Source organism: Vibrio sp. V03_P4A6T147 (assembly GCF_002241085.1).
GTDB lineage: Bacteria > Pseudomonadota > Gammaproteobacteria > Enterobacterales > Vibrionaceae > Vibrio > Vibrio anguillarum.
Map to the genome: position 1 here is coordinate 1 of NZ_NDIO01000293.1, position 23,794 is coordinate 23,794.

Annotated in this window: 19 protein-coding genes; 5 read left to right on the top strand and 14 right to left on the bottom strand. The window is 46.1% G+C overall.

The window, feature by feature from the left end:
- Positions 1 to 44 precede the first annotated feature (44 nt).
- A complete protein-coding gene (locus B9J84_RS11465) occupies positions 45 to 1,568 on the bottom strand; it encodes an inorganic triphosphatase (RefSeq protein WP_026027277.1) in 1,524 nt (507 codons plus the stop codon).
- A 204-nt stretch (positions 1,569 to 1,772) separates the two neighbouring features.
- Between B9J84_RS11465 and B9J84_RS11470 the strand changes: the two genes are divergently transcribed.
- The 3 genes from B9J84_RS11470 (at position 1,773) to B9J84_RS11480 (ending at position 4,624) form a co-directional block, all read left to right on the top strand.
- Entirely contained in the window at positions 1,773 to 2,453 is a 681-nt protein-coding gene (locus B9J84_RS11470; protein ID WP_013856047.1) for a TIGR00153 family protein, read from the top strand.
- A 144-nt stretch (positions 2,454 to 2,597) separates the two neighbouring features.
- Positions 2,598 to 3,857: an inorganic phosphate transporter gene (locus tag B9J84_RS11475; protein ID WP_026027278.1), complete on the top strand. Its 1,260-nt coding sequence runs from the start codon at positions 2,598 to 2,600 to the stop codon at positions 3,855 to 3,857.
- Positions 3,858 to 4,015: 158 nt separating this feature from the next.
- Complete coding sequence (locus B9J84_RS11480; RefSeq protein ID WP_026029138.1) at positions 4,016 to 4,624, top strand: TIGR04211 family SH3 domain-containing protein; 609 nt, start codon at positions 4,016 to 4,018, stop codon at positions 4,622 to 4,624.
- A gap of 60 nt (positions 4,625 to 4,684) precedes the next feature.
- On the opposite strand, the gene B9J84_RS11485 is transcribed toward B9J84_RS11480, so the two are convergent.
- Together B9J84_RS11485 and B9J84_RS11490 are read right to left on the bottom strand one after the other, a co-directional pair.
- A complete protein-coding gene (locus tag B9J84_RS11485; RefSeq protein WP_094124172.1) occupies positions 4,685 to 5,455 on the bottom strand; it encodes a general secretion pathway protein GspB in 771 nt (256 codons plus the stop codon).
- On the bottom strand, positions 5,455 to 7,056 hold the full coding sequence (locus B9J84_RS11490) for an ExeA family protein (protein WP_094124173.1): 1,602 nt from the start codon (positions 7,054 to 7,056) through the stop codon (positions 5,455 to 5,457). The genes B9J84_RS11485 and B9J84_RS11490 overlap by 1 nt, the downstream gene beginning before the upstream one ends.
- Before the next feature lie 88 nt (positions 7,057 to 7,144).
- Here B9J84_RS11490 and B9J84_RS11495 point away from each other — a divergent pair, with 88 nt between their 5' ends.
- Positions 7,145 to 8,356 carry a multifunctional CCA addition/repair protein gene (locus tag B9J84_RS11495; protein ID WP_094124174.1) on the top strand — a complete coding sequence of 404 codons (1,212 nt, stop codon included), beginning with the start codon at positions 7,145 to 7,147 and terminating at the stop codon, positions 8,354 to 8,356.
- A gap of 116 nt (positions 8,357 to 8,472) precedes the next feature.
- Here the strand turns inward: B9J84_RS11495 and eno are convergent, their stop codons facing one another.
- The 5 genes from eno to rlmD all read right to left on the bottom strand — a co-directional run bounded on the left by eno (position 8,473) and on the right by rlmD (position 16,258).
- On the bottom strand, positions 8,473 to 9,774 hold the full coding sequence (gene eno, locus B9J84_RS11500) for a phosphopyruvate hydratase (RefSeq protein WP_013856041.1): 1,302 nt from the start codon (positions 9,772 to 9,774) through the stop codon (positions 8,473 to 8,475).
- A gap of 79 nt (positions 9,775 to 9,853) precedes the next feature.
- Positions 9,854 to 11,494 (bottom strand): CTP synthase, encoded by a 1,641-nt coding sequence (locus B9J84_RS11505; RefSeq protein ID WP_013856040.1) that lies wholly within the window; start codon positions 11,492 to 11,494, stop codon positions 9,854 to 9,856.
- A 223-nt stretch (positions 11,495 to 11,717) separates the two neighbouring features.
- Positions 11,718 to 12,515: a nucleoside triphosphate pyrophosphohydrolase gene (gene mazG / locus B9J84_RS11510; protein ID WP_088732852.1), complete on the bottom strand. Its 798-nt coding sequence runs from the start codon at positions 12,513 to 12,515 to the stop codon at positions 11,718 to 11,720.
- 134 nt (positions 12,516 to 12,649) lie between these two features.
- Entirely contained in the window at positions 12,650 to 14,872 is a 2,223-nt protein-coding gene (relA, locus tag B9J84_RS11515; RefSeq protein ID WP_017046490.1) for a GTP diphosphokinase, read from the bottom strand.
- A 63-nt stretch (positions 14,873 to 14,935) separates the two neighbouring features.
- Positions 14,936 to 16,258 (bottom strand): 23S rRNA (uracil(1939)-C(5))-methyltransferase RlmD, encoded by a 1,323-nt coding sequence (gene rlmD, locus B9J84_RS11520; RefSeq protein WP_094124175.1) that lies wholly within the window; start codon positions 16,256 to 16,258, stop codon positions 14,936 to 14,938.
- Positions 16,259 to 16,441: 183 nt separating this feature from the next.
- Between rlmD and barA the strand changes: the two genes are divergently transcribed.
- On the top strand, positions 16,442 to 19,222 hold the full coding sequence (barA, locus tag B9J84_RS11525) for a two-component sensor histidine kinase BarA (protein WP_094124176.1): 2,781 nt from the start codon (positions 16,442 to 16,444) through the stop codon (positions 19,220 to 19,222).
- Between the two features lie 93 nt (positions 19,223 to 19,315).
- Here the strand turns inward: barA and acpS are convergent, their stop codons facing one another.
- The 6 genes from acpS to lepB are packed head-to-tail and all read right to left on the bottom strand — an operon-like array spanning position 19,316 to position 23,787.
- Positions 19,316 to 19,696 carry a holo-ACP synthase gene (gene acpS, locus B9J84_RS11530; protein WP_064625892.1) on the bottom strand — a complete coding sequence of 127 codons (381 nt, stop codon included), beginning with the start codon at positions 19,694 to 19,696 and terminating at the stop codon, positions 19,316 to 19,318.
- A gap of 9 nt (positions 19,697 to 19,705) precedes the next feature.
- Positions 19,706 to 20,437, bottom strand: coding sequence for a pyridoxine 5'-phosphate synthase (gene pdxJ, locus B9J84_RS11535; protein WP_013856034.1), 732 nt, complete (start codon positions 20,435 to 20,437; stop codon positions 19,706 to 19,708).
- A complete protein-coding gene (gene recO, locus B9J84_RS11540; protein WP_026027280.1) occupies positions 20,434 to 21,162 on the bottom strand; it encodes a DNA repair protein RecO in 729 nt (242 codons plus the stop codon). Before recO ends, pdxJ begins: the two co-directional genes overlap by 4 nt.
- A 47-nt stretch (positions 21,163 to 21,209) precedes the next feature.
- A complete protein-coding gene (era, locus tag B9J84_RS11545; RefSeq protein ID WP_010319802.1) occupies positions 21,210 to 22,184 on the bottom strand; it encodes a GTPase Era in 975 nt (324 codons plus the stop codon).
- Positions 22,177 to 22,854 (bottom strand): ribonuclease III, encoded by a 678-nt coding sequence (gene rnc / locus B9J84_RS11550; RefSeq protein ID WP_010319803.1) that lies wholly within the window; start codon positions 22,852 to 22,854, stop codon positions 22,177 to 22,179. The genes era and rnc overlap by 8 nt, the downstream gene beginning before the upstream one ends.
- A gap of 36 nt (positions 22,855 to 22,890) precedes the next feature.
- Positions 22,891 to 23,787 (bottom strand): signal peptidase I, encoded by an 897-nt coding sequence (gene lepB, locus B9J84_RS11555; RefSeq protein WP_013856032.1) that lies wholly within the window; start codon positions 23,785 to 23,787, stop codon positions 22,891 to 22,893.
- Between the last annotated feature and the right edge of the window lie 7 nt (positions 23,788 to 23,794).

The following is a 23,794-nucleotide window of genomic DNA, read 5'->3' on the forward strand; positions in this document are numbered from 1 at the left end:
ACACCGCAGTATCTCTTTTTCATTTTGGCTGTGAGCCAGGTTGATTAGCGACTTTTACGCCAATAAGGCTCGGCTTCAATGCCAATTTGTCGCGTCTGCTCCATCGCATGAACAATGGAGTTTTGTTGGCGAATCAGCCATCGCTTGAGTTGTTCTTGTTCGTCTTCTTGCAACTTGTCGATCAAATTCTCTAGCGGCTTGAGCATTAATAAATCATCTATTCCTTGCAGTAAATCAGCCCAAGGGAGACGGAAGTTTTTGCGTTCTTCAATATCATAAAGGCTCGCAAAACCGATGCCAGTGTAGAGATTACGCATTAAACGATACTGCTGATCAATATACTCTTGAGGGCTTAGCTCAACTTTAGGAGGAAAAGCTTCCATTAACTCGGCCCATGTGCGATCCAACTGCTTCACCGAAAACGAACCGACGTTACGCGCCATTTTTTCTCTGGCTTTATCGTCCAAGAAGGGTTGCCATCCACGGCTCAAAATCCAACGACTGAGATCAAGCAGTAACCCAGTATACCGCGCCGAACTGAGCAGCTTTAAGTTTTCTTCCCGATTAGGTAGTGCCTCTTGCTGCTCTTTTAACTCGGCGATGATAAATTTACGAGCGTCCAGTTTACGCAGTGCGTGGCCTTTATCTTCAAGCAGATTTGTTAGGTAGTCATGAGTTTTTAACCACGATAACTCTTGCTCCAACCATTTTAATTCCTGACGTAAAATAGCGCTGGCGCGACGTGGCACAATGCCGCCATAAATGCTCAAGATCTGGCGTAAAAAACTGGTGGCGTGGCTTATCTCATGTAACGCCGGAATTGAATCGCGCTCGGTGTAGATCTGTTCATGGTGATGCCAATGGGATAATGCATGCTCTAGCGAGTGAATAAAACACTCTTCCACGCTGTCAGTACTGATTGTATTGACCAAGGTTAAGGCGTGAACTTCATCACCTTGATAACCAGACGCAAGACGATAGCCTCGCGCCGCTTTACTCAAGTTACCCAGACGCATACCACCGTGCTCACAAAACTGGCGAGCTAACGTAAACAAGGCATCCGTTTGCCCAGATTTCAACTCCAGCTCCACTTCGCAGATAGGTTCTTGTTTTTCACCTGCAACGACAAAGCCTTGATCGAAAGCCACTTCAACTTGGCTGCCATCGGCCATGCCAATCAACCACTGCTCGCGTGTGAAGTTGGTCGAAAATAGAGGCATCAGTTCAGATTGTAAGGTCGTAATATCTTTACCTTGTGGCCAGATATCTTCCGGATGAAGCGTCAAGTTCGGTTCATTGCTGTTGTGCTCAGCATTGTATTCTGGTCTTTGGTGCAACCCTGCAACGACTCGACCCGCCGTTTTAACAGTTTGAACATACACATCATCAAAGCGACGAATACGAAGCCCTGTGTCGTGTTGACGCAACCAGTTGTCAGGTGTATCAAAGTAAGTGTTCCCTAACGCTCGACAACTGTGCTGAAGTACTTTGATTTCAGAGATCTTGTAACGCAAAATTTCCGAAAATTCTGGTGAAACAAAAAACTTCAGTTCTATCTCGGTTTCCATAACTAACCCTTTCAAAGCAGATAGCGAAAGAATATGGCCTAATGCACAGTGGGGCAAGTAACAAATATCACTGGAATGATGATCTAAAACAGTTTTAATGAGAGATTTAATGGGTTAACATGCGCGCCTTTATAGCCATCGCTCAACATTTCGCCATGAATGGTGTATGTTATTTTAAGGTTATATTTTTTAGGTTGAACGACCATGCCAGTAAATACAATTATGGGGTTATTTGCAAAGTCCCCTATAAAGCCTTTGCAGCGCCACGTTGTGTGTGTGAATGAATGTTGCTCTCACTTAGTCAATTTCTTTGAAGTTTGTTCAAAGGGTGACTGGGAGAAAGCAGGTGAAATTCGAGCCCAAATTTCTCATTTAGAGAAAGAAGCGGACGTACTCAAGCGTGAAATTCGTCTTAAACTACCACGCGGTTTATTTATGCCTGTCGATCGTACTGACATGCTAGAGCTGTTAACTCAGCAAGATAAACTGGCCAACCTTGCAAAAGATATTGCAGGCCGTGTCTACGGTCGTCAATTGATCATCCCAGAGCCTCTTCAAGAAAACTTCATTGCCTACGTAAAACGCTGCCTTGATGCAGCAAATCAAGCGCAAAAAGTGATCAATGAGCTCGATGAGTTATTGGAAACAGGATTTAAAGGTCGTGAAGTCACACTGGTGGCGGAAATGATCAATCAACTGGATGTGATTGAAGATGACACCGATGCGATGCAGGTTCGACTCCGCCAACAATTAATGGCTATTGAGTCGAAAATGAATCCGATCGATGTAATGTTCTTGTACAAAATTCTAGAATGGGTGGGCGGCATTGCCGATCAAGCTCAGCGCGTTGGCGCTCGTCTTGAACTAATGCTTTCTCGCTCTTAAATCAGTAAGTTAACCAAATAACGAAGAGCAAAACTTGATCCATCAGCTTAGGCGTTGATTATTTTCTCCGCTGATGGTTTTGACTCGCTTCGAGAAAATGAGTCCAGTTATGCTCCGCTTGTTATCAAAAGACTAGGTATTACGATGGATATCCTTGCGAACTACGGCACTGTCCTGATTCTTGTTGCAGCCGCTTTTGGCTTCATGATGGCGATTGGTATTGGTGCAAACGATGTTGCTAATGCTATGGGAACTTCAGTAGGCTCAAAAGCGCTAACCGTAAAACAAGCTATTATCATTGCGATGATTTTTGAATTCGCTGGTGCATATTTAGCGGGTGGTGAAGTAACCGAAACCATTCGTAACAGCGTCATCGAACCCGCACTTTTCGCTCACCAACCCGACGTTCTTGTTTATGGCATGATGTCTGCGCTTCTCGCCGCCGGAACATGGCTATTGCTGGCTTCATACATGGGTTGGCCTGTATCAACGACTCACTCTATCATCGGCGCCATTATCGGATTTGCCTGCATATCTGTCGGCCCAGAAGCGGTTGATTGGGCCTCAGTAAAAGGCATCGTAGGCAGTTGGATTGTCACCCCAGTCATTTCTGGTTTGTTCGCCTACTTAATCTTCGTCAGTGCTCAACGATTGATTTTCGATACTGAAAATCCACTGATGAATGCCAAACGCTTTGTTCCTATTTATATGTTCATCACCACTATGGTTATCGCACTGGTTACCATCAAAAAAGGCCTTAAACATATAGGCTTACACTTGAGTACCGGTGAAGCATGGTTATGTTCGGCGGCTCTATCAGGCCTTGTTATGGTCGGTGGTTACTACTACATCAAGAGAAAATTTGCTAACCGCGAAGAAGACCATGGGTTTTCCGGTGTTGAGAGCATCTTTAGCGTATTGATGGTGATCACTGCGTGTGCAATGGCTTTTGCGCATGGTTCAAATGATGTAGCTAACGCGATTGGTCCTCTGTCTGCGGTGGTTTCAACTGTTGAAAGCTTGGGTGCTGTTAGTGCTAAAAGCTCAATTGCTTGGTGGATTTTGCCACTGGGTGGTTTTGGTATTGTGGTTGGCCTAGCTACCCTTGGTCACAAAGTGATGGCGACGGTCGGTACGGGTATCACTGAACTGACGCCAAGCCGTGGCTTTGCCGCTCAGTTGGCAACAGCGTCAACGGTCGTATTGGCATCAGGTACTGGCCTTCCAATCTCAACCACACAAACACTTGTTGGTGCGGTATTAGGGGTTGGTTTTGCTCGTGGAATTGCGGCATTGAATCTAGGTGTGGTGCGTAATATCGTTGCTTCATGGATTGTCACCTTGCCAGCAGGCGCTTTACTTGCGGTCATTTTCTTCTATGCCCTGCAAGCAATATTTGGCTAATACAATAAGTCAATAGATTGTAAGTGCAATGTCATTAATTGACTCAAACGCACAGAAAGGGAGGCTTAGCCTCCCTTCTTTGTTGCACCAATCAACGAAACTTCTTAATATTTGTCGAAAGCATTTTAATACCTCATTTGATAGCTAAAGGACTTATCGTGAAAAAACTGATCTGCATGGTTTTACTGACCATGTTGGCTGCGCCAACGTTTGCGCAAGACCGCTATATTGCGGACAAACTCTTTACTTATATTCATTCAGGTCCAAGTAACCAATTTCGTATTCTCGGTAGCATCGATGCAGGAGACAAAGTAAAGCTGCTTGATGTTAATAACGATACTGGTTATAGCCAGATTGCCGATGAGAAAGGCCGCACGGGTTGGGTTGAAAGCCGTTTTGTCACTCGCCAAGAAAGCATGGCGATGCGTTTGCCGAAATTGGAGAGTGAGCTGGCCGAAGTGAAAAGTAAATTGGCCAATGCAAAGCAAAATGCAGACAGTGAAAAAGCCGGATTGGCCAATTCATTAGAGGCTCGCAATCAACAAATTTCAGAGTTAGAACAAAACTACAGTGATATCAGTAAGCAGCTCACTGATTCACAAACTGAAATTCGCGAACTGCGCGCTAAGCTGGATACTCAGAAAGAGGATCTACTGCTTAAATACTTTACTTACGGGGGCGGCGTAGCGGGTATTGGTCTGTTACTTGGACTAATTTTGCCACACATTATCCCACGCCGTAAGAAACACCCTTCTGGTTGGGCATAGTCTCCCTAACTGACTGGATCTATCACTTGAAAAACGGTCACCAGAGAAAGGTGACCGTTTTTATCCTTTCCAATCATAAAGAGCTGGGATTTCAATCAATTCACCATCGAAACGTATCAAGGTCGATTGCGGATTAATCTCGACTAATTGCACACCATTCACCACATCATCACCTACCTTTCGCTCTACGCCATTAATTTTTACCCATCGTTTATCTGTACGACTTGAATAAACGTGAGTCTGGAAATTCAGCGCTGGGATACGACCTGAAAAGGTATCAAGATGTTCTGTGAGCAGAAGATGATCTTTTGATGTGTCTCCTACAAGTACGACTTGATCTTTGCCTTGAATCGCCAACTCAACTCGTTGTACCAATTCCGGGGATAATTGACTTAAGTCGAGATCATTAAGGCCAAACTCCTGATCTGCGTTTTTATCTCGCCGCGGCTCACTAGTCGTCAACTGGGTACCATGTAAAGGAGTAAATGGCGGCGTAGAGCTTGTCTCGGTAAGTGTTTTCACTCGTGGTGTATTAGTTTGTAACTCACCAAAGTCAGGGTATTCCAGAACTTGGTAAGCCCCCTCTTGTTGCACAACTTGTGGCGCATTGTGCTTCAATTGTTCTAGCTCATCGATTCGAGCTTGGTATGAATGATAAACAAGATAACCGCAACAGAGTAACGATGGAGCAAACAACACGGTAAGCGATGATTTCGAGCACCATGAAGATGGCAAGGATTGATTAAATACTGCCACATGAGGAGAGTGAGGCAAGCTTTTGCTCTGGTGGCTAAGCTCTGATTGCTCTAATGCTTTAAGCACTTGCGACATTATCCTTGCTCCTTAGTAATAATGAGAAGACGAGGTGCGTTGTGTTGAGTCAATAGCTCAAGCCGACTTATAGTGCGAGCCCCAGCAATACCATCGCTGTCCATTTTCTGCCAGCGCTGGAAAAACGCTACTTTGCGCTTTACCTCCCCATCAAAACGTTGATGTCCTGTGGCTTGCTCTCCAAGTAACTGAGACAATTTTTGGTCAAGCAGTTCAACATCATCTCCTTGCATGCCCTGTTTCAACGTTCGGAGTAAATCGTGCTGCCAAATGTAGTGATATTCTCCTGTCCATACGTCATTGAGCTGACTTTGGTTAATTTGCACATGCTTTCCTGCCATTAACAATTGCACCTGCTCAGCATTGATCTGGTACAGCACCGCATAAGCTTGTGTTTGCTCCGCAGCTAAAGTAAGCACCACTGGCAAATTTAACTGCTTTAATTGGTTGAAATCACCCTGCATACGCTGACATTGAAAGCGTCCTTGTGCTTGAGCATCACAAAAACTATCGGCCAAAGATGCGCTGTAACCCCACACTTTATAAAGATCGCTAATAGCCGCTTCCAATGCCTTCGAGCGTTCTAGATCTTGTTCCAATTGAGCACTGATCACCACTTGAGTGATCGGTTTAGGTAATTCAGGGGAAGGCAACGCAAAGCGCATCATGCGATCAATCCATGGCGGGCTAAACCACGCAATGAACACAGCTAACACTAAGCCCGCAATGAGAGGAGAGCGATACGATATTGAAGACGATACGAGGCGAGCATGAGGCGACTGATAGACCGAAGACTGAAAATTCATGACCTCTTGACCCACGGTACGCACTAATTCAAATGAGAGCGCTTTCACGCCCTGCTGATAGGCTAACTTGAAACTCGCATCGCACACTAAGTTAATTAAACGCGGAATACCGTGGGTCTGTTCCGCTATCCATTTGATACTTTTCTGATCAAACCAATCCTTGTGACCGCCGGCTAACGCTAAACGAAAGTGGATGTACTGCTCTGTCTCTTGAACATTGAGAGGCAGCAAGTGATAACGACCGGTAATACGTTGCGCAAGTTGGCGTAACTGAGGTAATTGCAATTTTTGTTGTAACTCAGGCTGACCAATCAGTAAAACCTTAAGCAACTTACGGCTCTCCGTTTCAAGGTTAGTCAGTAGTCGCAACTGTTCCAGTACATCGGCGGCCAGATGCTGCGCCTCATCTATCACTAATAGCGTCTGTTTCCCTTGCGCGTGGTTATGCAGTAAATGATGATAAATTACTTGGCTAAGCGCCTTTAAACTCCCTGAAGGTGGGTAAGACAGCGCAAACTCATCACAAATCGCTTCAAGCAACTCGATGTTCGAAAAAGTTGGATTTAAAATAAACCCCGCCTGAGTACTATCATCGAGTGCCGCAAGCATCGCTCTTGCGATGGTTGTTTTGCCAGTCCCCACTTCGCCAGTTAATAGCGCAAAACCACCACCATCACCCAGCCCTGCTTGTAAATGTTGCATCGCTTCACGATGACGATGGCTCAAAAATAGGTAACGAGAGCTCGGTACAATTGAAAATGGCGGCTCGGTAAATCCAAAAAATTCCTTATACATTCTCTCGTCTCTATCATTTCACTGTGATGAAAAGTACCATTACTAACATCAATCGCCAATGGCGTTTCAGCATATTTAAGGTAATCCGGTGCAAGTATACTTAGTTGGGGGCGCGGTACGCGATCAGTTGCTCCATATTGATATCTATGACAAAGATTGGGTTGTAGTAGGCAGCAGCCCAGAGCAAATGCTGGCCACTGGTTTTACTCCTGTAGGAAAAGATTTTCCCGTATTTCTTCACCCGAAAACGAAACAAGAGTATGCCCTTGCTCGCACTGAGCGCAAAACTGGCGCTGGCTACACAGGCTTTGCCTGCTACTACGCACCCGATGTGACTTTGGAAGAGGATCTCGCTCGCCGCGATCTGACCATTAACGCCATTGCACAAGATAACGCTGGTAAGCTTATTGACCCCTATGGCGGCCAGCGCGATCTGCACAATCGCCTACTGCGCCATGTTTCTGATGCTTTTATCGAAGATCCACTACGTGTCCTTCGCGTCGCTCGTTTTGCGGCCAAATTCGCACATTTAGGTTTTACCATTGCCGATGAAACCATGGCACTGATGAAACAAATAACGCAATCAGGTGAGTTGCAACACTTAACCGCCGAGCGCGTATGGCAAGAGTGGCAGAAATCACTGGCCACTCAGCATCCAGAAATATTTCTTTCTGTTTTATATGAATGCGGTGCACTTAAAGTGGTATTACCCGAACTGGATCGCCTGTTTGGTGTTCCTCAACCGGAAAAATGGCATCCTGAAATTGATACCGGAGTACACACCTTAATGGTTGCAGCGCAAGCGGCGAAGCTCTCTTCATCGATAGCGGTTCGTTTTGCAGCGCAAGTGCATGACTTAGGTAAAGGAGTCACACCTAAAAGCGAATGGCCCAGCCATAAAATGCACTGTCACACAGGAGTTAATATCATTAAAGCCTTGTGCGAGCGGGTGCGTATTCCAAATGAGTGTAAAGAGTTGGCACTACTCGTCTGCGAGCAGCATTCCAATATTCATCGAGCGGCAGAATTAAAACCCAGCACCAAACTCAAAATACTCGATAAACTCGATGCATGGCGCAAGCCTGAGCGCTTGCTGGACGTTTTACTTTGTTGTCAGGCCGATCATGCGGGTCGATTAGGTTGCGAAGAGACCCCTTATCCGCAACGCGATATTTTTCTCAAAGCCTATCAAGCCGCACTGAGTGTCGATGTACAACAGGTGATCCGTGATGGTTTTCAAGGGAAAGCGATCAAAGAAGAGCTGGATAAACGACGGATCGCAGCGATTAGCGCGGTGTAAATCTTTCCCTTCTTAACTCGCAATTCAAAATGCGAGTTGAGATAGCAGAAAAAACAAAACGCCCTGCATTGCAGGGCGTTCTTTAAAGTAATGATGCTAAGCTGTATCCAGTGGGATTAAGCTTGGCCTTTCACTTCTTTAAGACCGTTGAAAGGAGCACGACCAGCTAGCGCTTCTTCAATACGGATTAGTTGGTTGTACTTAGCAACACGGTCAGAACGGCTCATAGAACCCGTTTTGATTTGACCTGCAGCTGTACCTACCGCTAGATCAGCGATAGTTGCATCTTCAGTTTCGCCAGAACGGTGAGAGATTACCGCTGTGTAACCTGCGTCTTTAGCCATCTTAATTGCAGCTAGAGTCTCAGTTAGAGAACCGATTTGGTTGAACTTGATAAGGATTGAGTTAACGATACCTTTCTCAATACCTTCTTTAAGGATCTTAGTGTTAGTAACGAATAGATCGTCACCCACTAGCTGAATTTTGTCGCCTAGAAGTTCAGTTTGGTGTTTGAAACCAGTCCAATCAGACTCGTCCAAACCGTCTTCGATAGAAACGATTGGGAATTGCTCAACAAGGCCCGCTAGGTAGTGGTTGAACTCTTCTGAAGTGAACGTTTTGCCTTCACCTTTCATGTTGTAGATGCCAGCGTCTTTGTCGAAGAACTCAGATGCTGCACAGTCCATCGCTAGAGTGATGTCTTTGCCTAGCACGTAGCCAGCCGCTGCAACCGCTTCTGCGATAACTTCTAGCGCTTCAGCGTTAGATTTTAGGTTAGGAGCGAAACCACCTTCGTCACCAACAGCAGTGTTGTAGCCTTTAGACTTCAGAACTTTAGCTAGGTTATGGAATACTTCTGCACCCATACGTACTGCTTCTTTAAGAGTTTTTGCGCCAACAGGTTGGATCATGAACTCTTGGATGTCTACGTTGTTATCTGCGTGCTCGCCACCGTTGATGATGTTCATCATTGGTAGAGGCATAGAGAATTGGCCAGCAGTACCGTTTAGCTCAGCAATGTGCTCGTATAGAGGCATGCCTTTCGCAGCCGCAGCCGCTTTTGCGTTCGCTAGAGAAACCGCTAGGATTGCGTTCGCACCGAAGTTAGATTTGTTTTCAGTACCATCAAGGTCGATCATCACTTGGTCGATAGCTGCTTGATCTTTAGCATCTTTACCAACTAGAGCATCAGCAATTGGGCCGTTTACAGCTGCAATCGCTTTAAGAACACCTTTACCTAGGAAACGTGATTTGTCACCGTCACGTAGCTCAAGAGCTTCGCGAGAACCAGTAGATGCACCAGATGGCGCAGCTGCCATACCTACGAAACCGCCTTCTAGGTGAACTTCAGCTTCTACTGTTGGGTTACCACGTGAGTCGATGATTTCGCGACCTAGAACTTTAACGATCTTAGACATTAATGTTTCCTCTCGTTGAATTTAAATGTCAAAACTATAAAGGGCAGCAGCACAACAATTGCAACTGCCCGTATCCTTGTTACTTCTCTGATTCACCGCGTTGGAACTCACCTGCCGCTTTAATAAAGCCTGCAAATAGTGGGTGACCATCACGAGGGGTTGACGTGAATTCTGGGTGGAACTGAGCTGCTACAAACCATGGGTGAGCAGGGTTCTCAATCACTTCAACTAGCTTCTTATCAGCAGACAGACCTGATACTTTCAAGCCAGCTTTTTCGATCTGCGGACGAAGTTTATTATTAACTTCATAACGGTGACGATGACGTTCATGAATGGTTGCACTACCGTAAAGCTCATACGCTTTGGTGCCTTTCTCTAAGTGGCATAGCTGCGAACCAAGGCGCATAGTACCACCAAGATCAGACTTTTCAGTACGCTCTTCTACGTTACCTTCGTCATCTACCCATTCGGTGATCAAGCCTACCACAGGGTATTGAGTCTCTTTGTTAAATTCTGTTGAATGCGCACCTTTCATACCCGCAACATTACGCGCGTATTCTATCAGCGCCACTTGCATACCTAAACAAATCCCTAGGTAAGGTACTTTATTTTCGCGGGCATATTGCGCAGCAAGAATTTTACCTTCGATACCGCGATCACCAAAACCGCCAGGTACGAGGATTGCGTCCAAACCAGTCAGCACTTCCGCACCTTTGGTTTCAACGTCTTGAGAATCGATGTATTTGATTTTCACGCTCAAACGGTTTTTCAAACCTGCGTGTTTCAGTGCTTCGTTAACCGATTTGTAAGCATCAGGCAATTCAATGTATTTACCGACCATCCCGATCACCACTTCAGCGGTTGGGTTAGCCTCTTCGTAAATCACTTGTTCCCATTCAGAAAGATCCGCTTCCGGTGCTTTAATACCAAAACGGTTACAAACGATATCATCCAAACCTTGAGCTTTGATCAGTTGAGGGATCTTGTAGATAGAATCAACATCTTTCATCGAGATAACGGCTTTTTCAGGCACGTTACAGAACAAAGCAATTTTCTTACGTTCGTTCGCTGGGATAACGCGATCGCTACGACAAACCAAAATATCAGGCTGAATGCCGATAGAAAGCAGCTCTTTAACTGAATGTTGAGTCGGTTTGGTTTTCACTTCACCAGCAGCGGCAAGGTAAGGAACTAAAGTCAGGTGCATAAACATCGCGTGTTCACGGCCCACTTCAATCGCAAGCTGACGAATCGCTTCCATAAATGGCAATGACTCGATATCACCAACGGTTCCGCCCACTTCAACGATAGCGACATCGTGACCTTCAGAGCCTGCGATAACGCGATCTTTAATCGCATTAGTGATGTGTGGAATAACCTGAATCGTTGCACCTAGGTAGTCACCACGGCGCTCTTTACGCAATACATCGGCATAAACACGACCAGCAGTAAAGTTATTGCGCTTGGTCATTTTGGTACGAATAAAACGTTCGTAGTGACCAAGGTCAAGGTCAGTTTCAGCGCCATCTTCCGTGACAAACACTTCACCATGTTGAGTTGGGCTCATTGTGCCTGGGTCAACGTTGATGTAAGGGTCAAGCTTCATCATAGTCACTTTAAGACCACGAGCTTCTAAAATCGCCGCAAGAGATGCTGCCGCAATACCTTTACCTAGAGAGGATACAACCCCGCCAGTAACAAAAATGTAATTTGTCGTCATGTTTAACCTGAAATTGGTTGAATGAGGGAAATGGATTTCTTCTGGACGGGATAAAAATATACCAGAAGCCCTTATTCGCTACAACGTGAAATCTATCACACTGTCATTTTTTATTTTTTGCTTCAAATCAAAGAGCACCGCTTGATATGGCTTATCACACCACTCAAATGAGTCAAATTTGTCTCAATGGGTGGGTTTTATTGTGGATTGCCAACACAGGGTATTACTTCGACTCCAAGCGCTTCACTTCATTCCACATCGCATCCAATTCTTCGAGAGAAAAATCGGTCAAGGTTTTGTGCTGACGTGCCACCAGCATTTCAATGCCTTTAAATCGACGTGAAAACTTTCGATTTGCTTTATTTAACGCCACTTCTGGATCAATTTTTAAGTGCCGAGCAAAGTTAACGGTGGCAAATAATAGATCGCCCATTTCATCCTCTACTCGAACCGGATCAGGGTTGATTTGCAACGCCTCTTCCATGACTTCTTCGATCTCTTCTTGGACTTTATCAACCACTGGGCCGATAGAATCCCAATCAAAGCCATATTGGGCACACTTTTTTTGAATCTTTGTAGCACGTAAAAGAGACGGAAAAGCGTGTGGTATTGAGTCTAGAATACTTTGATCTTTTTTTCCTGCTTGTACTTTTTCTTTGGCTTTTTCAGCTTCCCAATTGGCGTTGATTTGCGCTTCATCCTCAAACTTGGCACCCGAAAAAACATGAGGATGGCGGCGCGTAAGTTTTTCATTCACCGTTTCAACAACTTGCGAGAAATCAAACAACCCTTGCTCTTTCGCCATTTGACTATAAAAAATAACTTGAAATAGCAAGTCACCTAATTCTTCTTTGAGATTAGGCCAATCTTGGTTGTGGATCGCTTCCACCACTTCATAGGTCTCTTCGATTGTGTAAGGAACAACCGTGTCAAAAGTTTGCTTGATATCCCAAGGACAACCTGTTTTTGGGTCACGCAACTGTGCCATGATCTGTTCCAGTTGTTCGATTGGGTGGCTCATTTATCCGCTCCTTACATCAATATTTAAAATAAAAAAGCGAGCAGTCATTGCCACTCGCCTTTGAAAACCCAAGGCGCTTGCGTCGCGATTTAATTGCGATTTACGCCAATAAGAGTGTTACTGTGATATGAAATTTAGCCTAGGCGTTTCACCAACATTACATCTTTGATCTGCTCTACTCGCATTGATACTCGTGACAGCGCTTCGATGTTGCTCACTTCAAGATCAAAATCCATGATGATCAACTGTCTTTTGTAGTCACTACGACTTTTCATGCTGATGACTTTCACTTTCTCATTCGCAAGCAGGGTAGTAATGTCTTTGAGTAACCCACCTCGCTCCATCGCTTCAACGCGCAAAGTCAAAATATAGGTTCCAACAAACCCGCGCCCCCAAACGGTATCAATGATGCGTTCAGGTGCGTGATGGCTCAGCTCTTCTAGCTGTTCACAGTCACTGCGATGGACTGAAATACCACGCCCTTGAGTAATGTAACCTTTGATCTCATCACCCGGGATAGGTTGGCAACAGCGCGCTAGGTGTGTCATGAGGTTATCTACCCCTTCCACTACAACGGCATCTTTGTGCGCTCGATGTGGCTGAGCTGGACGAGTTTGCGCATCTTGCAATTTTTGCAGTGCTTGTTGATCTTCTTGCTCAGCGGTCGGCTTATTCACCAAAGCATTGATGTGATTGACGATTTGGTTGATTCGCAAATCACCACTGCCAATGCCGACGTACAGCTCGTCAGGCGTATTGACGTTAAAACGTTTGAGCGCGTATTTATCGGCATCTTTTAGCGTAGCGCCGATTTTAGCTAATTCTGACTCGAGGATCTCTCGTCCGGCTTCAAGGTTTTTCTCGCGGCCTTGTTTACGGAACCAAGCGTTAATCTTGGCGCGCGCACGGCCTGAATGAACAAACCCCGTTGCTGGATTTAGCCAATCACGCGACGGATTCGGCTCTTTCTGAGTGATGATTTCGACTTGATCACCCATAGATAATTTATGAGTAAATGGAACAATACGACCCGCGACTTTGGCACCGATGCAGCGATGCCCCACTTCAGAGTGAATATGGTAGGCAAAATCGAGCGGCGTGGCTCCCATGGGTAAATCAACCACATCACCACGAGGTGTAAAGGCGTAAACGCGATCATCAAACACCTGGCTACGCAGCTCGTCAATCATCTCACCCGAATCAGACATCTCTTCTTGCCAATCAAGAAGCTTACGCAACCAAGTAATTTTCTCATCGTAACCGCTGCGGGCAACCGTTGCGCCCTCTTTATATTTCCAGTGCGCAGCAACCCCAAGTTCAGACTCTTCATGCATCTGCTTAGTACGAATTTGAATTTCGATGGTTTTGCCTTCTGGCCCTAAAATCACCGTATGAATGGATTGATAGCCATTCGGTTTCGGATTCGCAACGTAATCATCAAATTCGCTAGGCAGGTGTTTGTATTTGGTATGAACAACGCCCAAGGCGGCGTAACAGTCTTGCAGTTGATCAGCAATAATGCGAACTGCACGCACATCAAACAGTTCATCGAAAGCCAACCCTTTCTTCTGCATTTTGCGCCAGATGCTATAGATGTGTTTCGGACGGCCACTCACTTCGGCATTGATATGAGAAAGCTTCATCTCGGCGCGCAGATCTTCGACAAAATCGTGAATATATTGTTCGCGCACGATGCGGCGCTCGGAAAGCTGCTTAGCAATTTGTTTATAGGTATCGGACTGCTGGTAGCGAAATGCGTAATCTTCAATTTCCCATTTGAGCTGACCAATGCCCAAGCGGTTTGCTAAAGGGGCATAGATATTGGCGCACTCTTTAGCCGCTACACGGCGAATTTCGTCAGGTTCATCTTTTACTTCACGTAAATTACAAATGCGCTCCGCTAATTTGATCACCACGCAACGAAAATCATCTACCATCGCAAGCAGCATGCGGCGAACGTTATCCACCTGCTCTGAAGCTTCACTGCCTTGCAGGGTAACGTTTAACTGACCAAGTGCCGCCATCTCTTCGACACCATCAATCAGCTTCACTATGCCTTTACCATAGGTCTCTTCTAATACTTCACGGTCAAAAAGCCCACTACTGACGATAGGAAAGAGCTGAGCCGCGACTAAAGTGGCGCGATCCATCGATAAGGTAATCAGGATTTCGATCATTTCACGGCCGCGCCACAGCAGTAGCGGTCCTTTGGCATGACCTTCTAATAACGTTTCACACTGACGATATACGTCCGTCAGTTTAGAAGCTGTGCTTTTATCTTGATGTAAACTCGCAATCCATTTATCTAGCTCAAACTGTTCGTCTGGATTCAAGTGTGCGCTTCGTACCGCAACCATCTGATTCGTCCTAGTTTTATAGTTTGTGGTATTCGACTAACTTCGACTGAGTTAGTTCTCTGTCTACCGACTTTTTACAAATAGCGCCATCGATTCTAAATGACTGGTGTGTGGAAACATATCCAACATGCCAAGTTTTACCAACTTATAACCTTGGCTGAGTAAACTTTGACTGTCTCTTGCCAGTGTTGCCGGGTTACAAGAAACGTACACCACGCGCTGAGCGCCGAGCTTAGCCAATTGGTCGACAATGCCTGCCGCCCCGGCTCGCGCTGGGTCGAGTAGTACTTTAGCAAATTTTTGCTTTGCCCACGCTTGCGTTGACATATCTTGTTCCAAATTTGCTTGGTAGAACGTGATATTGTCGATTTGATTGCGCTGCGCGTTTTGTGTCGCTTGCTCAACCATCTCATCCACACCTTCAATGCCCACTACCGATTGAGCGTATTGGGCCATCGGCAAACTAAAGTTCCCTACGCCACAAAATAGGTCCAACACTCGGTCATCCTCAGTCAAGGCTAACCATTCCAATGCTTGAGCCACCATTTTTTGGTTTACTTGACGATTGACTTGAATAAAGTTGGAGGGCAAAAATTCGATAACTGATCCGGTTTCACGGTAGCTTGCCATCTCTCCGTGAAGACGTTCGAGCTGATCGCTTTCTGGCATCACATACAAAGTGAGATGATGCTGCTGAGCAAACGCCAGCAGCGCCGCGTGATCTTCACTTGGCAGCGGCTGAAGATGGCGCAACACCATCACCGCGCCTTGATCACCCAGCACCAATTCAACATGGCCAATCGCTTGCTGAGATTTAAATTGCGTTAACAGCGCTTGGATAGGTGTAAGTAGCGTGTTGAGTTGTGGTTCTAGCACTGGGCAGTCCGTCACGTTAACGATTTGCTTGCTCTGCTTTTTGCGAAAGCCAAATTGCAGCTGTTGCTGCTTTTTGTCCCACAACACGCTGATGCGGGCGCGGCGGCGATAGCCTTTATTGGCGCAACTTATTGCGGGGCTCAATGCCAACGTTTGTCCGGCGAATTTACTCATCAATTGCGAGAGTGTTTGCTCTTTGTGCGCCACCTGCGCACTGTGCTCTAAATGCTGCAGATCGCAACCACCACATTGACCGTAATGGCGACAAAATGGCGTCACGCGTTGTTCACTGGCCGTTAAGACTTTAATCAACTGACCGCGAGAGTATTTACTTTTGCTTTCAGTTAGCTGCATCAGCACTTGCTCACCGGGCAGCGCGCCATCAACAAAAAGCAGTTTATTGTGTTGATAAGCGATACCAGAACCTTGATGATCAAGACGTTCAATCAATACCGTTTGATGTTTTGTTTCTAATTGCGCTTTCTTTTTCGGTTGGAAAAAACGTGCCATGCTCTGTGCCTAAGTAAAATTAAATCGATGTTTTTTGCCCTAGCGTCACTATTTAGTGCGGGGATGATTGTCGAACTTACTCGACTTGATTAAGCTAGCCGTCAATTAAACGATTTTCGTACAGGCTTGCTCATCAAATTGCGGGCTATTTTCCCATATCCACACCACGATGTTTAGACAATAATGACCAGATATGGCTTACGCGCGCGCGTTATTACTTTAACCTTAGCTCCAACCTTAATTATCGGCTTGTTGCTCAGTGCTTTTTTCTCATTCAATCGCTACCATGATCTGGAAAAACAGGTGATCAATGCGGGGGCGAGCATCATCGAGCCCTTGGCCATTGCTAGTGAAGACGCCTTAAAAAACCAAAGCCGTGAGTCGGTACGCCGCATTATCAGCTACGCGCATCGGAAGAACTCTAAATTTGTCCGCAGTATTGCGGTGTTTGACGCCAACCACGAACTGTTTGTTACCTCGAATTTTCACCCTAACTTTGAAAGCTTAACTTATCCAAAAGATAAGCCCATTCCGATTTTAAGCAGCTCAAATCTCACCGAGAACACTTTAATACTGCGCACGCCAATTTTGGCTGAAAACCGTCTAACCGAAGGCATAAATGCCAATACATCAACACCTGCGCTCGGCTATATCGCGATAGAGTTGGATCTCTCTTCATTGCGTTTACAACAGTATCAAGAGGTCTTTTCCGCCTTTTTAGTGCTTGCGCTTGGGCTCGGTTTATCAGGGATGTTCGCATTCCGACTCCTGCACGATGTGACTCGCCCTATCTCACACATGAAAAACATGGTGGATAGAATTCGTCGCGGCCACCTTGATGTGCGGATCGAAGGCAAAATGCACGGTGAGTTAGATTCGCTCAAAAAAGGGATCAACGCGATGGCGGTGTCGCTATCGGAATATCACGTCGAAATGCAGCACAGTATCGACCAAGCCACCTCGGATTTGCGAGAAACCTTAGAGCAGTTGGAAATCCAAAACGTTGAATTGGACATTGCCAAAAAACGCGCCCAAGAAGCCGCGCGCATAAAATCAGAATTTCTGGCCAACATGTCCCATGAGTTGCGCACGCCGCTTAACGGTGTCATTGGCTTCACCCGCCAAATGCTCAAAACCCAGTTGACGAATAGCCAAGCAGATTACTTACAAACCATTGAAAAATCGGCCAATAACTTATTGAACATCATCAATGACATTTTGGATTTCTCCAAGCTAGAAGCCGGTAAGTTAGCGCTGGAAAATATTCCGTTCGAGTTTCAAGAGAGTTTGGAAGAGGTGGTTAACCTCCAAGCGACCAGTGCTCATGAAAAAGGATTGGAAATCACTCTTAAAGTGGATCAAAAAATCCCAGCAGGCTTGGTAGGTGACCCACTTCGTATCCAACAAGTGTTGACCAACCTTGTCGGTAACTCGATTAAGTTCACCGAACGTGGCAACATCGACATCAGTGTTGAATTGCGCTCACAACGCGACAATGTGGTTGAGCTGCAATTTATGGTGCGCGACACCGGCATTGGTATTTCAGAGCGCCAACAAGCACAGCTGTTCCAAGCCTTTAGCCAAGCCGATGCCAGTATTTCTCGTCGCTACGGCGGCACTGGACTTGGTTTGGTTATTACTCAGAAATTGGTCAGCCACATGGGCGGTGAAATTAGCCTCACCAGCCGTCTTCACCAAGGTTCCACCTTCTGGTTTACGCTGCGTCTTAATACCACTGAAATGCCGATGAGCGACTGGCTTGATCCACATATTTTGAGCAATAAACAGCTGTTGCTCGTTGAACCCAATATGCAAGCCGCCTCCATCATCCAGCAAATGTTGGTGCAGGCAGGGTTGAGCGTCACATATCGAGCGGTGATGCCAGAAGAGACGGATCGCTTCGATTATGTATTACTCAATTTAGCCCCAAGTAGAGAGACTGATTTAGATTTGGTTGAGCAGTGGGTCACAAAGGCTATTCAGCTTGCCGACAACGTGATTATCGGTACACCAAGTACCGAGCTCGCCCTATCCGATTATTTAATGCAGCATCATCCAGTGCAGTGCATTACCAAGCCACTGTCGCGTAAAAAATTGCTGCAACTGTTAATCGCGCACCAACCGGTACAGCCTGCCATTCAAGATCTACCGATCACACTCGATACACTGCCCCTGAAAGTAATGGCGGTGGATGATAACCCTGCCAACCTCAAACTGATCATGGCCCTGCTGCAAGAACGTGTTGAAACCGTCATCGCTTGTACGAATGGCCAAGAAGCGGTCGAACAAGCAAGCCGCCAGAAATTTGATATGATTTTGATGGACATCCAAATGCCACAGATGGATGGGGTCACTGCTTGCCAGGAAATTAAGAAAACAGTACTCAATCACCAAACGCCCGTGATTGCGGTAACGGCTCATGCAATGATCGGAGAGCGCGATCGTCTGCTGAAAGAAGGAATGGATGATTACCTCACTAAGCCGATTGAAGAGCACATCTTGCAGCAAGTGTTAGCACACTGGAACCCCTACGCCAACCGTAAACAGTTGGAGAAATTGCAACTCACAGAACAAGTTATACCGTCGCCGTCACAGGAAGCTGAGCAGCCTAATCACACCATTATCATTGACTGGCAAAATGCACTCAAACAATCAGCCAACAAGGAAGATTTGGCCAAAGAGCTGCTACAGATGCTAGTTGATTCGATTCCGCAGGTGAGCCAAGTCGTCAGCATGGCGTTGGAAGATGATGAATACCCTACCCAAGATCTACTGCACCATATTCATAAACTGCACGGCAGTTGCTCATACAGTGGCGTACCCCGCTTGAAAAAAGTGTGCGCAGCGCTCGAACAGGCATTGCGATCGGGCAAATCCATCAGCGATGTCGAACCGGAGTTATTTGAATTACAAGATGAGATGGACAAAGTGGTCGCTACCGCTAAACCGTATTTAAGCGAATGAGCAATTTAACCCAAGAGACAATTTAACCGAATGAAAAAAGGGGCTTGCCGCTCAGCAGTATTTGCTCGTCAGCAAGCAGAGGAGATTGACAGATTAAGACTCTAAAATCACCGTCGCCACCGCATAATGGCGCTCATCAGAAATGGTTAGGTGAATGTGATTCACACTGGCTGTGGCAGCCAACTGCTTAGCCTTACCTGATAATGTCAGCACGGGTTTTCCGTTGGCGTCGTTGGTGACGGTAAAATCCTGAAAGCTAACGCCATGCGCAATACCCGTACCAAGCGCTTTAGATGCAGCTTCTTTAGCGGCAAAACGTTTCGCTAAATAGCGCCCTTTTTTCTTGAGCGAATGGAACACCGCCAATTCATCTTGGGTTAGCACCCGCTCGGCAAAAGCATCGCCACTGCGTGACAATGCTTTTTCTATGCGTTCAATTTCCGCAATATCAGTCCCTAAGCCGATAATCGCCATCGGTAGACCTTATTTGCGAGCCGCTTGCATGATGGCTTTCATATCGGCGACCGATTTTTCCAAACCATCAAATACAGCACGCCCGATAATCGAGTGACCAATGTTGAGTTCGTAAATTTCAGGCAGTGCAGCAATGGCAGCTACGTTGTGGTAAGTCAAACCGTGACCAGCGTTCACCGTAATGCCCAAATCACTTGCATAACTCGCAGCCGCCGCAATTTTCTTTAACTCATCTTGCTGATCCGCTTCGGTTGTTGCATCGGCGTAATGACCAGTATGCAATTCAATAAACGGTGCACCGCAAGTTTTAGCTGCGTTAATCTGCTCACGATCAGCATCAATAAATAGAGAGACTTTGATGCCTGCAGCGGTCAGTTTTTCGGTTGCCGCTTTCACTTTGTCAAGCTGTCCTAATACGTCCAGCCCACCTTCCGTCGTTAGTTCTTCACGCTTTTCAGGCACTAAACACACAAATTCAGGTTGGGTTTGCAGAGCAATATCAATCATTTCGTCGGTAACGGCCATCTCGAGGTTCATTCGAGTTTGCAACGTCTCGCGTAAAATACGCACATCGCGATCCTTGATATGGCGTCGGTCTTCACGTAGGTGAATGGTAATGCCATCGGCTCCGGCACGCTCTGCCATTTCAGCAGCATGCACGGGATCTGGGTATTTGGTACCGCGGGCATTTCGTAACGTGGCGATGTGATCGATATTAACGCCTAAGTAAATTGCGCTCATTTTCCTATACTCCGTACTCTGGAAAAACTAGACATGGGCAGGAAAAGCTCCCTGCTTTTTAAAGGTTTGCCGCCAAGATACGGCTTTAACGCTATGCGTGTAAAGCGTTTTGCCGCTTGAAGCTGCTCTTTACTGACAAAGCGCCGCTCACTAATGGCAATCAACTCATCGCCCATAAACGTGAGGTTATCGCGCCTGACAGAAGCGATAAAACCTTTTTGCTCACGATAGCGATAAGTCATGCGAGGATCGATGGCTTCTCCCGTTCCGGCGCAATGCAAGAAATCAACGCCATAACCCATTGAAGCTAGCAACGCGAGTTCAAAACGGCGCAGTGCTGGTTCTGGATTTTCACACTGAGCTAACTCGGTGAGTGCATGCAGATAATCATGGAACAGACCTGGGCAAGGCACTTCTTGCGCAAGCACGCGGCCAATCAGCTCATTGACGTACATGGCAGAATAGAGATGAATACCACTGAGTGGTAAGCCAAGGCTAATCGGTTCAGCTTGGCGTAAGGTTTTCATTGAACCGTTGCCTGACCATTTGAGCAATAAGGGGGTAAAAGGTTGCAGTGCACCTTTTAAGTTCGATCGTTTACTGCGTGCGCCTTTGGACATTAAGGTGACGCGGCCATACTCCTCGCTAAACACATCAAGGATTAGGCTCGACTCGCTATAAGGACGTCGATGAAGGACAAAACAGCGCTGTAAACCGTCTGACATATCAGCACTCAAAGGTGAGCGATGTTCTCACCCACCTCGAATAGAGGTTATAGATCGTCAATATAACCAAGGCTACGAAGGGCACGTTCATCATCTGCCCACCCGGATTTCACTTTCACCCAAGTTTCTAGGTAAACCTTGCGACCAAACAACTCTTCCATGTCTAAACGCGCTTCACGGCCGATGGTTTTGATTTTTTCACCACCTTTGCCGATCACCATTTTTTTCTGGCCGCTGCGTTCAACGAGGATCAACGCGTTAATATGAAAACCATCGGTTTCAGGGTTATAGTCAAAACGTTCAATTTCAACGGTTACTGAATACGGCAGCTCTTCACCAGTAAAGCGCATCAGTTTTTCACGCACAATCTCGGAAGCCATGAAGCGCTGTGAGCGATCAGTCACATACTCTTCAGGGAAGTGATGCGTGGCTTGAGGTAAATGCTCACGCACATGTTTACGCAATACATCGACGTTTTTGCCATGTTTTGCCGCAATCGGCACGACATCAACAAATTCCATTTTCTTCGATAGCTCTAGCATATGCATCATTACATCGTTACGATCTTTCACGTTATCGACTTTATTGACACACAACACTACAGGGAAATTAGCATTGCGTAACTTGTTGAGCACCATTTCATCATCGGCGGTCCACTGAGTGCCATCGACTAAGAACAGCACTAAGTTAACATCACTGAGTGAACTACTTGCCGCACGGTTCATCAAGCGGTTAATCGCACGCTTTTCTTCAATGTGTAACCCCGGAGTATCAACGTAAATCGCTTGGTACGGCCCCTCTGTATCGACACCCATAATGCGGTGACGAGTGGTTTGAGGCTTGCGCGATGTGATGGATATCTTTTGTCCCAGTAAGTTATTCAGCAGGGTTGATTTCCCGACATTGGGGCGACCCACAATGGCGATAAAACCACAGTGCTGCTCACCACTTTCCGGAGTTGCTTCATTGCTGTTGGTGTTTGATGCGAAGTACGCATCCAAATCAAATTCGTTATCAGCCATTTGTCAGTTGCTCTAGTGCAATTTCAGCCGCCGATTGTTCAGCTTTACGACGACTGGTGCCTTTACCAATTACAGGCGTTCCCATTCCTGCTACATCACACGATACCGTAAATTCTTGGTTGTGTGCTTCACCTTTAATATTAGTCACTGTGTAGATAGGCAGTTGCTTTCTTCTACCTTGCAGAAACTCTTGTAGGCGAGTTTTTGGGTCTTTTTGCGATACGCCCGGCTCAATGGCGTCAAGGCGCTCTTGATACCAGCTCAAAATAATACGTCGTACTACTTCGGTATCGCTGTCTAAATAAATCGCACCAATGATGGCTTCTACGGCATCAGCAAGGATTGAATCACGGCGGAAACCACCACTTTTCAACTCACCTGGACCTAATTTTAAGTAATCTCCTAGGCAAAATTCTCTGCCCAGTTCAGCCAATGTGTGACCACGCACAAGCGTAGCGCGCATACGACTCATATCCCCTTCGTTAATTTTAGGGAAACGGTGGTACAGCTCATCAGCGATGACAAAACTTAAAATTGAATCGCCCAGAAACTCAAGACGTTCATTGTGCTTACCATTTGCACTGCGATGTGTCAGTGCTAAGGAAATAAACTCGGGATCATTAAATGAATAACCGAGTTTAGTTTCTAATTTACTAATTGGAGAATTCATGCTCTCTCGATGTAGTGATGGCTAGCCAAAGCTAGCCTAGTTAATGCCACCAATGCGGTTAAAACGCACACCAGTTGGGATCCACGAAGGTAAAACGCTATCGGCACCACGTTCAAACTCAAAACTTATCCAAATACCGACCGCTTTACCGACTAAGTTTGCTTCTGGAACAAAGCCCCAGTAACGGCTATCAGCACTGTTGTCACGGTTATCACCCATCACAAAATACTGACCTTGAGGAACAACCCATTCATTAACGCCATGGCGTGGTTGATAAGCATCAACACGATCACGACGCAATGGATTGATCAAAATCTGGTGTTCAACCTGACCTAACTTTTCATTCACTTGAATTAAAGGGATGCCATTTTGGTTGAACTCACTCTCTTCAACATTGGACAGTTTGACCTGTTTACATTCTGTTGAACCTTGAGCTTGAATACAAATCTCTTTGTTGCTGCTATAACGAACTGTATCGCCCGGCATGCCGACCACGCGCTTGATGTAGTCAATGCTTGGTTGCGGCGGGTATTTAAAGACCACAACATCACCACGCTCTGGTTTACCAGTTTCGACCAGTTGAGTACGCCATACTGGGTCTTTCAAACCGTAAGCGTATTTCTCAACTAAGATGAAGTCGCCCACCAGCAACGTTGGCATCATTGAGCCAGATGGAATCTGAAAAGGTTCGTACACAAAAGAGCGTAGCACCAGCACAAAAGCAATCACAGGGAAGATGGAAACACTGTTTTCAATCCACCAAGGTTGCGCGGAAATTTTGGCGCTGAGTTTGTCATCCAAGCCGTTGGTTTGCGCTTCAATAGCGGCCATCTTCTGTTGACGTTTTTTCGCCCACACCAACTTCTCCAGCACCCAAACTATGCCAGTCACTAATGTGACGATCACCAAGATGAGTGAAAATGTATTCGCCATGGAGTTC